Source organism: Micromonospora musae (assembly GCF_003626545.1).
In the GTDB taxonomy this organism is placed as follows: Bacteria; Actinomycetota; Actinomycetes; order Mycobacteriales; family Micromonosporaceae; genus Micromonospora; species Micromonospora musae.
Genome location: NZ_RAZS01000004.1, coordinates 620,453 through 632,372, shown reverse-complemented (window position 1 = coordinate 632,372; position 11,920 = coordinate 620,453). Strand labels below are relative to the sequence as shown.

At 71.5% G+C, this 11,920-nt stretch carries 9 protein-coding genes and 1 pseudogene; 9 read left to right on the top strand and 1 reads right to left on the bottom strand.

Going from position 1 to position 11,920, the window contains the following annotated elements:
* From D7147_RS14750 to D7147_RS14735, 4 genes and pseudogenes are all read left to right on the top strand, one after another.
* Positions 1–132 (top strand): annotated as a pseudogene (locus D7147_RS14750) (IS481 family transposase); the annotation flags it as partial.
* A gap of 96 nt (positions 133–228) precedes the next feature.
* Positions 229–771 (top strand): hypothetical protein, encoded by a 543-nt coding sequence (locus D7147_RS14745; RefSeq protein ID WP_120677775.1) that lies wholly within the window; start codon positions 229–231, stop codon positions 769–771.
* Between the two features lie 81 nt (positions 772–852).
* On the top strand, positions 853–2,130 hold the full coding sequence (locus D7147_RS14740) for an RNA polymerase sigma factor (RefSeq protein ID WP_120677773.1): 1,278 nt from the start codon (positions 853–855) through the stop codon (positions 2,128–2,130).
* Between the two features lie 104 nt (positions 2,131–2,234).
* The gene (locus tag D7147_RS14735) at positions 2,235–2,603 is read left to right on the top strand and encodes a YciI family protein (RefSeq protein WP_120677771.1); all 369 of its coding nucleotides are present in this window, start codon (positions 2,235–2,237) and stop codon (positions 2,601–2,603) included.
* Positions 2,604–2,719: 116 nt separating this feature from the next.
* Here D7147_RS14735 and D7147_RS14730 read toward each other — a convergent pair whose 3' ends face one another.
* Positions 2,720–3,199: a hypothetical protein gene (locus D7147_RS14730; RefSeq protein ID WP_233563141.1), complete on the bottom strand. Its 480-nt coding sequence runs from the start codon at positions 3,197–3,199 to the stop codon at positions 2,720–2,722.
* 118 nt (positions 3,200–3,317) lie between these two features.
* On the opposite strand from D7147_RS14730, the gene D7147_RS14725 reads away from it, so the two are divergent.
* The 5 genes from D7147_RS14725 to D7147_RS14705 all read left to right on the top strand — a co-directional run bounded on the left by D7147_RS14725 (position 3,318) and on the right by D7147_RS14705 (position 11,910).
* A complete protein-coding gene (locus D7147_RS14725) occupies positions 3,318–3,845 on the top strand; it encodes a PadR family transcriptional regulator (protein ID WP_120677767.1) in 528 nt (175 codons plus the stop codon).
* The gene (locus D7147_RS14720; RefSeq protein WP_120677766.1) at positions 3,842–4,513 is read left to right on the top strand and encodes an ABC transporter ATP-binding protein; all 672 of its coding nucleotides are present in this window, start codon (positions 3,842–3,844) and stop codon (positions 4,511–4,513) included. Before D7147_RS14725 ends, D7147_RS14720 begins: the two co-directional genes overlap by 4 nt.
* Positions 4,510–6,708 carry an FtsX-like permease family protein gene (locus D7147_RS14715; protein WP_120677764.1) on the top strand — a complete coding sequence of 733 codons (2,199 nt, stop codon included), beginning with the start codon at positions 4,510–4,512 and terminating at the stop codon, positions 6,706–6,708. The genes D7147_RS14720 and D7147_RS14715 overlap by 4 nt, the downstream gene beginning before the upstream one ends.
* A 190-nt stretch (positions 6,709–6,898) precedes the next feature.
* The gene (locus D7147_RS14710; protein WP_147437398.1) at positions 6,899–7,708 is read left to right on the top strand and encodes a hypothetical protein; all 810 of its coding nucleotides are present in this window, start codon (positions 6,899–6,901) and stop codon (positions 7,706–7,708) included.
* A complete protein-coding gene (locus tag D7147_RS14705; protein WP_147437397.1) occupies positions 7,705–11,910 on the top strand; it encodes a LamG-like jellyroll fold domain-containing protein in 4,206 nt (1,401 codons plus the stop codon). Before D7147_RS14710 ends, D7147_RS14705 begins: the two co-directional genes overlap by 4 nt.
* Positions 11,911–11,920: the final 10 nt, after the last annotated feature.

The window sequence follows — 11,920 nt, the reverse complement described above, 5'->3', positions numbered from 1 at the left end:
TACCGGTCCGAAGCCGCCCGACGAGCGGCCTTGCCCGCCTGGCTCCATGCCTACAACAATCACCGCCACCACACCGCCCTCGGCGGCCCACCCGCCAGCCGCGTCCCCAACCTCTCCGGGCAGAACAGCTAGGCCCTGCCCCTGACGGCGACCGGCGACACGCGACCGGCGCGGCGGGCTCGGCCGGGACGAACGGAACCGGAGCCCCGTGGGGTACGTCGGAGGGGTATGCGTCGAAGTCTCGTACCCGGATCCCTGCTGGTCGGCTCGGTGCTGGTGCTGGTGGCCGGCTGCGGGCCGACGGCCGACCGCGCCGTTGGCGGCCCCGCCCCCGTCGCGAAACCGACGAGCATGGAGCGGCTGCGGCAGCAGGCGCGGGAGGCGCTGGTCCGCTACGACGAGACGATCCGGGAGGCGGGCGGCGCGCCCGTCACGATGACACCTTCCCCGTGGAACCCGGGCGAGGCGCTGGGCGCGCACGTCGTGGAGTCGGCCGCGACCACCCGAGACGGGCGTCGACTAACGGTCACGTTCTACGGGGCCCCCGGGCCGGCGAGCGAGCCGTGCGGGGCGGACTACACCGCCGAGGCGGTCGAGTCGCCCACCGCGGTGACCGTGATCGTCACCGAACGCGCCCGTGGTGAAGCGGGGATCTGCCCGGCGATCGTGGCGTGGCGGACGGAGACCGTGCGGCTCGACCGGCCGCTGGCGGAGCGGACCGTGCTCGACATGCAACAGGGTGTGCCGGTCGAGGTGACGATCACCGGATAGTCGTGCCCGCCGGTCGACGGCGGGCACCCGTCGGGCGAGGCCCGGACCGGCCTCGGCCGGCGGCATGCTGTCATGTAGTGCGTGGCAGAGTCAGCGGTGCGGCGCACCATCGACACGGTGTGGCGGATTGAGGCCGGGCGGATCGTCGCCGCCATCGCCGGAATCGTCCGCGACGTCGGGCAGGCCGAGGAGCTCGCCCAGGACGCGCTGGTCGCCGCCCTCGAACAGTGGCCGCGTGAGGGCTTACCGGCGAACCCCGGCGCGTGGCTGACGACCGTGGGCAAGCGACGGGCCGTCGACCTGGTGCGCCGCCAGCAGACCGGCGAGCGGGTGGTGGACGCGCTCGGCCGTGACCTCGACGAGCAGGTGACCGTCGACTTCGACGCGGCCGTCGAGGACCGGATCGAGGACGACCTGCTCCGGCTCGTCTTCGTGGCCTGCCATCCGGTGCTCTCGCCGATCGCGCGGGCCGCCCTGACGCTGCGGTTGGTCGGTGGTCTCACCACCGGCGAGATCGCCCGCGCCTTCCTCAGCACCGAATCCACCATCGGGCAGCGGATCACCCGCGCCAAGCAGACGCTCGCCGACGCCCGGGTGCCGTTCGAGGTTCCCGGCCCGGACGAGCGGGCCGAGCGCCTCGGCTCGGTGCTGGAGGTCGTCTACCTGGTCTTCAACGAGGGGTACGCGGCCACCGCCGGCGACGACTGGATGCGTCCGGCGCTGTGCCAGGAGGCGCTGCGGCTGGCCCGGCAACTGCAGGGCCTGATGCCCGGCGAGCCGGAGGTGCACGGCCTCGCCGCGCTGCTGGAGATCCAGGCGTCCCGGTTGCGCGCCCGCACCCGCCCCGACGGCGAGCCGATCCTCCTCAACGACCAGGACCGCAGCCGCTGGGATCGGGTGCTGATCCGACGCGGGCTCGCCGCCCTCGACCGGGCCCGCACCGACCAGCCCGGCCCGTATGCCCTCCAGGCCGAGATCGCCGCCTGCCATGCGCGGGCGTACACCCCGGAGGAGACCGACTGGGAGCGGATCGCCGCGCTCTACGCGGAGCTGGCCCGGCTCGTGCCCTCGCCCGTCGTGGAGCTGAACCGGGCCGTGGCGATCGCCCAGGCCCACGGTCCCGCCGCCGGTCTGGAGGCGGCCCGGGCGCTGGCCGACGAGCCGGCGCTGGCGCAGTATCACCTGCTGCCCAGCGTGCTCGGTGACCTGCTCGCGCAGCTCGGACGGTACGACGAGGCGCGGCGCGAGTTCGAGCGCGCCGCCGCGCTGGCCGGCAACGCACGGGAGCGGAACCTGCTGCTCGGGCGGGCCGCCGCCAGCGCCGAGTCACACGCGGCCACCCCCTCGACCGAGGTGTGACCGCCGTCACAGACATTCCGGGGATCTGATGTCGGATCCCGGCCGGCGCGATCGACGCGTCAGTGAGAGCCACCAAGACCCGCTTTTGAGAGGACCTTCTTCAGATGCGTTACATGCTGATGCACAAGCTCGACGAGGACCAGCCCGGCACCTTCGACCCCAGCCCGGAGTTCATCGAGCGGATGGGCGCCTTCGTCGGTGAGGCCGCGCAGGCCGGTGTGCTGCTGGCGGGCGAGGGGTTGCTGAAGAGCAGCAAGGAGTCCGGCCGCATCACCGTCGAGAAGGGCAAGACGACTGTCATTGACGGCCCGTTCACCGAGACCAAGGAGCTCATCGCCGGCTTTGCGCTGATGGAGGTGCGGGACAAGGACGAGGCGATGGAGTGGGCGAGGCGCTTCGTCGACCTCTTCATCGCCGACGGCGTGGACGTCGAGGTCGACGTCCGTCGGGTCAACGAGGGCCCGGTCGACTGATCGGCGGATCGTCGCCCGGTGCGGAGCCGGGCGCTGGTCGGGGCGCGGACCGGATGGGTCCGCGCCCCCAACCAGGCGTTTCTGGGAGTCGCAGTGCGTGATGTGGTGACGGACCGTCAGCTCAAGCTGCCGATGGCCTTGGCGTAGTAGAGGGACTCCTCCTGATGGAAGGCGATCTGCCGAATCGACCAGGCGTCGCCTTGCCGCTGGTCGAGCTCGGCGTCCGAGAGCCGTCGAAGCCTGACCTCGAAAATCTGCGCGAGCCGGGTCAGCCGGCTGCGTGCCTCGTCAAGATCCTCGGGAGTGAACGGCGCCAGGTCGGCGGGTGTGGTGATCGCGGAAGCGTGCCAGTGATCCGGGATCGTCGGTACGCCGGCGATTCGCGCTTCGATCTCGGCCAGGTGGTCGATGAGATGGTCGGTGACCCGCCGGATCGCCTTGTGCGGGGTGTAGACCCGGTCGTCCACCGGCCGCGGCTGCCCGTCCCAATGCGTCCAGGTCTGGGCCATCTCAAGGACCTGTTGAACCATGCCGGTCACCACGTCAGCGGGGTTGCGGGCGTCGGTCAAGGGAGTGTCGGACATCGAAAGCTCCATCGTCGAGGGGTGAGCGCTGGGATGGTATCGGCGCCCACGGACACTTCCCGGGCTGGCGGTAAGCCGGTACGCCCCGAAGGTATATACGCGAGGTATACGCTCAGAGTATGGTGAGCGCATGAGCGTTCCCATGACCCTCCTCGGCCTGCTCGACCGCGAGCCCAGCCACGGCTACGAGTTGAAGCGCGACTACGACACCTTCTTCAGCCGCGGCAAGCCCCTGCCGTTCGGCCAGGTGTATGCCACTCTCAGCCGCCTCGTCCGGGACGGGAAGATCGTGGTCGGCGAGGTCGAACCGGGCGTCGGCCCCGAACGCAAGCGTTACGTCATCACCGAGCGCGGCGCGACCGACGTCGAGTCCTGGCTCACCGAGCCGGTCGATGCCGAACCCAACCTGCAGACCGTGCTCTTCACCAAGGTCGTCCTGGCGCTCATGCTCGGCCGCCCCGCCGAGGAGTACCTCGACGTCCAACGCGCCACCCACCTGCGCCGGATGACGGAACTCACCGAGATCAAGCGCCGCGGCGACCTCGTCGACACCATGCTCGCCGACCACGGCCTGTTCCACCTCGAGGCCGACCTGCACTGGATCGACACCACTGTCGCCCGGCTGGACGCCCTGCGGGAAACGGTGGCGGGGCGATGAAGCCGATCGAGGCGCGCGATGTCGTCCTCTCCTTCGGGGAGACCCCGGCGCTGCGGGGCGCCAGCGTCTCGGTGGCCCCGGGCGAGATCGTCGCCATCATGGGCCCGAGCGGCTCCGGGAAGTCGACCCTGCTGCACTGCCTGGCCGGGATCCTGGCGCCGGACGCCGGTGAGATCCACTTCGACGGCCGCCGGATCGACAACCTCACCGAGAACGAGCGCAGCGTCCTGCGTCGGCAGCAGTTCGGGTTCGTGTTCCAGTTCGGTCAACTCGTGCCGGAGCTGACCGCCGAGGAGAACGTGGCCCTGCCGCTGCTGCTCAACGGCGTGAAGCGGGCCGCCGCGCTCAAGCAGGCCCGACCCTGGTTCGCCCGGCTCGGTCTGGCCGGGCTGGAGCGGCGCCGCTCGGGTGAGCTCTCCGGCGGGCAGGCCCAACGCGTCGCGCTCGCCCGTGGCCTGGTCGCCCGGCCGGGGGCGCTCTTCGCCGACGAGCCGACCGGGGCGCTCGACTCGCTCACCGGCGAGCAGGTCATGGACCTCCTCGTCGCCTCGGCCCGGGAGCAGGGCACCACCGTCGTCCTCGTGACCCACGACGCCCGGGTCGCCGCGTACGCCGACCGGCAGGTCATCGTCCGCGACGGCAAGGTGAACGCGCTGGTGCGCTCGTGATCCGGTTCGCGCTACGACTGTCGCTCTCCGGCGGCCGGGAGGCCGCCGCCCGGCTCGTCGTCATCGCCACCGCGGTCGCGCTCGGCGTCGGCATGCTCCTCACGACCCTCGCCGGCATGAACGCGGTGGGCGCACAGAACCAGCGCTACGCCTGGCTCAACACCGCCGTCGCGTCCCCCTCCTCCGATCCGTCGGTCGATCCGGTGTGGTGGCTGATCCGGGAGGACTACCACCACGGCGACTCCATCGGCCGGGTCGACCTGGCCGCGACGGGCCCGGACGCGCCCGTCCCACCGGGCCTGCCGCGCCTACCCGGGCCGGGCGAGTACTACGTCTCACCCGCCCTCGACGAGCTGTTGCGGGCCACCCCCGCCGCGGAGCTCGCGGACCGCTTCCCCGGCCACGGCATCGGCACGATCGGCCAGGCGGCGCTGCCCTCCCCGGACTCGCTGCTGGTCGTCGTCGGCCGCACCCCGGCCGAGCTGGAGCAACTCGGCGGCCAGCAGGTCACCCAGATCATGGCGACCTCGCCGAGCAACTGCCCCAACGGCTGCTACCTCGGCTACAACCGCGATGCCATGACGCTCGTACTCTCCGTCGTCGCCGCCGCGCTGCTCTTCCCGGTGCTCATCTTCATCGGCACCGCCACCCGGCTGGCCGCGACCCGCCGCGAGCAGCGCTTCGCCGCGATGCGGCTGGTCGGCGCCACGCCACGGCAGATCTCCGTCATTTCGGCCGTGGAGTCCACCATCGCGGCCGCCGTGGGCACGGCCGTCGGGTTCGGCCTGTTCCTCGCCCTTCGGCCGGCCGTCGCGACGATCCCATTCACCGGCGATCGGTTCTTCGCCGCCGACCTGTCCCTCACCGCCGTCGACGTGCTGCTGGTCGCGCTCGGCATTCCACTCGGCGCGGTCGTGGCGTCCTGGCTGGCGCTGCGTCGGGTGCAGATCTCGCCGCTGGGCGTGAGCCGTCGCGTCACGCCGAAGCCGCCCCGCGCCTGGCGGCTCATCCCGCTGGTCGTCGGGCTCGCCGAGCTGGCGTACTTCATCGGTCGTCGCCCCGCCTCCACCAATGGCCAGCTCACCGCGTACCTCTCCGGGTTCCTGCTGATCCTGGTCGGCCTGGTGCTCGCCGGGCCGTGGCTGACCATGATGGGCGCCCGGGTGATGGCCGGGCGGGCGAGCCGGCCCGCAACGCTCATCGCGGGGCGGCGGCTCGCGGACAACCCGAAGGCCGGCTTCCGTTCGGTCAGCGGGCTGATCGTGGCGCTCTTCGTGACCAGTGTGGCCACCGGCACCATCACCACGTACGTCGCCAACCGCACCGCACCGAGCACCACCGAGGTGGCCGCCACGTCACTGTCGAAGGTGTTCTGGCCCGAGGACGGACCGGCGCCGACCGCCGACCAGGTCCCGGCCGGGCTCGCCACGATCTCCGGCGTGCGCAGTGTGACGTTGGTGCGGTACAATCCGGAACCGGACTGGTGGCAGGGGTTGGTCACCTGCGCCGAACTCGACCATCTGGCGGTGTTCGGCAGGTGCCCCGCCGGCGCCCAGGTCGCCGAGGTGCCCGTCGACCTGATCGGGCTCAGCGCCGATGACCTCGCCGACGGCGGCTACGTCTGGGACGCCGCCGACATCGCGCCGGGCGAGGTCGACCGGCAGCCGATCCTGTCGGTGGTCGTCAACACCACCAGCCCATCGGCGTTCGAGCAGGCCCGCACGATCCTGGGCAACGCGTTCCCGCTGGGGGGCTTCCCGGCCAGCGGCGCCGAATGGGAGGCGAACGGCGCCCGGCAACTCGTGCAGTTCCAGCAGCTGGCCAACGTGGTCATGCTCGCCAGCCTGCCCATCGCGGGGTGCAGCCTGGCGGTGAGTGTCGCCGGTGGGTTGAGCGACCGGAGACGGCCGTTCAGCATGCTGCGCCTCACCGGCGTACGGCTGCGCACCCTGCGTCGGGTGGTGGCGTTGGAGACGGTCGTGCCGCTGCTGGTCGTCTCCGTGGTGGCGATCGGGATGGGATTCCTGGCCGCGCACCTGTTCCTGCGGGCGCAGCTGGACTACCCGCTGCTGGCGCCGAAGCCGTCGTTCTGGCTGCTGGTGGCCGGCGGGCTGGTGGTGTCGCTGGGCATCGTCGCGTCGACGCTGCCGCTGCTGGGCCGCATCACCGGCCCGGAGACCGCCCGCAACGAGTGAGCCCGAACGGGGGAGGGGCTCGGCGGTCTCGCCGAGCCCCTCAGCCGTCGTGGCCATGACGTACGGCCCGCAGTCTTCGTGGTCCGGCAATCTCCGCGTCAACCCTCGCTCAGTTCTCCCGACCTCGCTCGTCACCTGCGGCCGGAACCATCACTGCGGTTTTGGCCGATCTCCGAGCGAATGAGGGTCCGTGGTGTCTGCCCTGGACGGTGCCGCGCGCCGTACCCGGCGATGGTCCTGGATGGTCCTGCCCCTCGCACTCGTCGGGGTGCTCGTCCCCGAACCCGCCTCCGCGCACCCGTTCGGTGCTCCACAACGGATCGACGTCGCCGGCGACGGCGACCACGGCGTACGGGTCCGCTGGATCGTCGGCGGAACCGACGACCTGACCATGCTCGGCATCGCCCTCGGCGTGCTCGGCGAGGACCGGGTGCTGCTCGACGGCGCCGTCACCTACGAGCCCGCCGACGCCCGGGCCCTCGGCGAGGCCCCCGAGTTCGCCACGTACCTGACCGACCGCATCGCGGTGACCCAGGACGGGCAACCCTGCACCGGCGCGGTCGACGTCGCCGACGACCTCGCGGCCGACGGGGCCGAGGTGCTCTTCACCTGCCCGGCGCCGGTGAGCACGGTGATCGTGACGTCCCGGATGCTCACCGACCTGCACGAGGCGTACCGGACCTTCGCCAGCGGCCCCGACGGGCAGAAGGCGGTCTACGACGGCGCGCACGAGTCGGCGCAGTGGCACCTGCCCGCGGGCACCGCCACCGGCCCCCGCGCCCCGTCGGCCCGGACCACCCCCGCCACGGCCACGGACCGCAGCGCCCGACAGCTCCTGCTCATCGGGGCCGTCCTGCTCGCCGCGGCCGCCGCCGTCACCGGCGCCTTCTGGTACCGCCGCCGCCGGCGGCTGCGCCGCGCCGCCGGCGACCGCACCTCAGCCACCACCAGTGCCGACCCGGCACAACGAGAAAACCCCCAACCGAAGGAGATGTCGTGACGACACGACTGGATCCGATAGCCCGGGGGTGGCGCCGCTTCGGCGTGACCGCCCTCGGGCTCGTACTCGCGGGCAGCACCCTGCTGCTGCCCGCCCGGGACGCGCTGACCGCACCCGTCAGCGTGGCGACCAACGCCGTCACGGTGCCCGCCGCCGACGTGCTCGACGTCGCCTTCACCGGCGGCGCCGCCACCGACCGCGCGCAGGGCCTCGCCGCCACCACCTGGGGCGCGCCCAGCTACACCACCGACGCGACCGTCGGTCACGACACCCTGAAGGTGGACGGCGTCGACGACGCGGTCTCCTTCGACCTCACCGACCAGTGGGGCAAGTTCTCCACCGGCTTCGCCATCGAGTGCGTCTTCCGGGTCGACACCACGATGCCGGTCAGCGGCGAGAAGGACCTCTGCTCCGACAAGGAGGGCGGCGGCTTCTCGATTTACGTGAACGCCGGCAACCTCGGCACGATGGCCCACATCGGCGGCGGCTACAAGTCGGTGCTGACCCCGATCACCGGTAACCGCTGGTACCACAGCGTCTCCGTCTGGGACGGTCAGACGCTGCGCCTCTACCTCAACGGCCAGCTCGCCGGCTCCACCGCCGCCACCGGCGCCCTCACCCTGCCGGCCGCGACCGCCCGCCGCTTCGTCATCGGCGCCGACGCCGCCCCCACCGGCATCGGCCAGGTCGCCCCGCCGTCCTCCTTCGCCGGCAGCAAGGTCTGGAGCCGGGCGCTGGACGCCGCCCAGGCCGCCGAGCTGGCCTCCGCGTACGGCCTGAAGCCGCCGGTGCCGGTCGCCGACGTCCTCGACGTCGACTTCGCCGACGGCACCCCGAAGGACGACGCGCAGAACCTCGCCGTCACCACCGTCGGCGAGCCGGTCATCGCCCAGGACCCGGCAGTGAAGGTGCCCGTCGCCTCCTTCGACGGCGCCAACGACGCCTACGCCTACGCGATGGGCGACACGCAGTGGTCGAAGATCCGCGACAAGGTCACCATCGAGTGCACCTTCAAGGACAACGGCACCCTGCCCAACTCCGGTGAGCACTCGGTCTGCTCCGAGAAGGAGACCGGCGGGTACTCGATCGTCGTGTACGGCGACAAGCTGACCTTCGCCGTCTACGCCAACGGCGCCTACCGCAACGCCCAGGTGCAGATCTCCTCCGGCCGCTGGTACCACGCCGTCGGCACCTGGGACGGCGCGACCGCCCGCCTGTACGTCGACGGCGCGCTCGCCGCCTCCGTCGCCGCGCCGGCCCCGCTCGGCCTGCCCGGCGGCGCCGCCCGCAACTCCTTCTACGTCGGCGCCGATTCGGTCAACCAGTTCTGGGCGCCCGTGACGGTGCGCAACGCCCGCATCTTCGCCCGAGTGCTCACCCTGGACGACGTGCAGGCCCTCAACGCCGCGGCGCTCGGCGACGTCCGGGACGCCGGCGTGGAGGTCACCTCGACCGTCCCCGCCGAGGGCGCCCACCTCAGCCGCCCGACCGAGCTGCAGGTGACCGTCAAGAACCAGGGCAACGCCACCGGCTGGAGCTACCTGCTCGACGGCGCGCCCGTCCAGGTCGGCCAGGAGATCGGCGCCGGCCTGAAGTCCGGCAACCACACCCTGACGATCTCGGCGACCGACGTCTTCGGCAAGGCCGTCACCAAGACCGTCCGGTTCACCTCCGACGCCATCCCCACCGGCGGCGGCACCGACGTCGGCCAGGGCAAGGGCCGGGTCACCCTCTCGGCGATCGCCAACAACCCCGACGGCGGGGAGGTGACCACCACCTTCAAGCAGGCCACCCCGAGCGTCCCGGCCGGCGGCTTCCAGGGCGTCGTCCCGGTCATGCCCGCCACGCTGGACTTCTCGTACACCGAGGGCGGCCAGATCGGCGCGGCCCCGCGCCCCGACGGCAACCTGGCGAAGAGCCCGTCAACCGGCAACATCCCGTTCCAGCGGTACGACGTGCAGGTGCCGGCCTCCGGCGCGGCGCGCCAGATCCTGTGGAGCGGCGTCGTCGACCCCGAGCGGGCCGTCACCCTCTTCGCGTGGAACCCGACCGCTCAGGCGTGGACCGAGCTGGCCACCGCGCGCGGCCAGGCCGAAGGCGACACCGCGCTGAAGGCCGCCGTCCGGCCCGAGCTGGTCGACAACGGCAATGTGCACGTCCTGGTGGTCGGTGAGGACCCGTTCGCCGACGACCTCGCCCCGCGCGACGGCTCCGCCAACGACCCGGCGAACCGGGACCACTTCGACGACCCGAAGTCGTACGACTTCTCGCTGGCCCACTTCACCGACACCCAGTACCTGGCCGAGGGTGCGGCCGGCGGCACGTACGACGACTTCGACGGCGTCGACGAGCCCACGGACAAGATGACCATGGAGGAGCGGGCGCTCTGGCAGAAGTCCTACCAGGACACCACGAAGTGGCTCGCCGACAACGCCGCCGGCAAGAAGATCGCGTACACCGCGCACACCGGTGACGTCATCGAGAACGACTACTCCGACCCGCTCGCCAAGGACTCCAGCGGCAACCTGCTCTACCCGGGCCTCGACGAGCAGGTGACCCGCGAGTTCGAGTTCACCTCCGAGGCGCAGCGGACCCTCGACGAGGCCGGCGTCGTCAACCAGGTGATCGCCGGTAACCACGACAACCAGGGCGGCAACGAGACCGGCCCGACGTCCCGCTTCAACAAGTACTACGGCCCCGAGCGGTACTACGAGGGCGCGAAGAAGTGGCCGACCGTGTCGAAGGCGTCGTACCACGCGTGGGACGAGACCGCCGACGCCGCGGGTAACACGGTCACCCCGGGCAAGGACAACCAGAACAACTACGTCCTCTTCTCCTCCGGCGGGCTCGACTTCGTGGCCGTGGGCCTCTCCTACGGCGTCACCCAGGCCGAGGCCGACTGGGCCAGCTCGATCTTCCAGCGGTACAGCGACCGCAACGGCATCCTGCTGACCCACGCCTACCTGGCGCCGTCGACGACGCCGGACGGCCGTGGGGCGAACTTCTCCACCGACGGCTCCCGGGCCTTCTCGACCATCGTCCAGTCCAACCCGAACGTGTTCCTGGTCCTCGCCGGCCACGAGCACGGCGTCGGCACCAACCTGAAGACCGGCGTCGGCGTGACCGTGTCGCACGACGTGGTCGAGCTGCTCGCGGACTACCAGTTCTACAAGATGACCGCGGGCGAGCTGTGGCCGGAGAAGGTCGACGCCAACGGCAACCTCGACCTCAACGGCGACGGCACCGTCGACCACAAGTCGACCGACCTGCTGCAGTTCGGCGCCAGCTTCCTGCGGCTGCTGCAGATCGACGTGGACCGGGCCGAGATGAGCATCGACACGTACTCGCCGATGCTCAACAACTTCGGCGCCACCGAGTACGACGACCGCAAGCGCTACAACGGCGCCGAGGACAACATGGTGCTGCCGATCGACCTGTCCAGCCGGACCACCAGCTTCGGCACGGACAGCCTGGTCGTGGTCACCCCGACCGACACGATCATCGGTTCGGCCACCGCCAAGTCGGGCTGGCCGGCCAGTGTCGAGTGGAAGGGCCTCACCGAGGGCGAGCTCTACGCCTGGACCAGCACCAGCCACACCGGCGACGGTGACCAGGTCGGCTCCGCCGACCAGTTCGGCGGGGTCTTCCTCGCCACCGCGGCCGGCACCGACGTCACAGCGCCGGTGCTCACCGTCCCCGCCTCGACCTCCGTCGAGCAGGACACGACCTTCGACCCGCTCGCCGGCGTCAAGGCCGTCGACAACACCGACGGCGACGTCACCGACCGGATCCAGGTCGTCGGCACCGTCGACACCAAGACCCCGGGCAGCTACCCGCTGACCTACCTGGTCGCCGACACCAACGGCAACCAGGCGGTCGCCAACCGCGTGGTCACCGTGACGAAGGCCCCGGTCGACACCCGGATCAAGACGACGGTACGCGCCGACGACGTGACGGCCACCTGGCGCAAGGACGTCAAGCTGACCGCCACCGTCAAGCCCAACTCGGCGACCGGCCCCGTGCAGTTCCTCATCGGTGAGGACGTGCTCTGCGAGGCCAAGCTGAAGAAGGGCGTCGCCACGTGTGAGGTCGACCGGCTGCCTCGGCCCGGCAAGCACACCGTCCGGGTGGTGTACGGCGGCGACAAGCAGCATGCCCCGTCGTACACCGAGTTCACCCTGAAGGTGGTCGAGCGCCGGTAACTGACCGAGC

Bases quoted from the DNA above. Each gene is read 5' to 3' on its own strand.
- D7147_RS14745 (WP_120677775.1), top strand. From the start codon at position 229: ATGCGTCGAAGTCTCGTACCCGGATCCCTGCTGGTCGGCTCGGTGCTG.
- D7147_RS14735 (WP_120677771.1), top strand. From the start codon at position 2,235: ATGCGTTACATGCTGATGCACAAGCTCGACGAGGACCAGCCCGGCACC.
- D7147_RS14730 (WP_233563141.1), bottom strand. From the start codon at position 3,199: ATGGAGCTTTCGATGTCCGACACTCCCTTGACCGACGCCCGCAACCCC.
- D7147_RS14725 (WP_120677767.1), top strand. From the start codon at position 3,318: ATGAGCGTTCCCATGACCCTCCTCGGCCTGCTCGACCGCGAGCCCAGC.
- D7147_RS14720 (WP_120677766.1), top strand. From the start codon at position 3,842: ATGAAGCCGATCGAGGCGCGCGATGTCGTCCTCTCCTTCGGGGAGACC.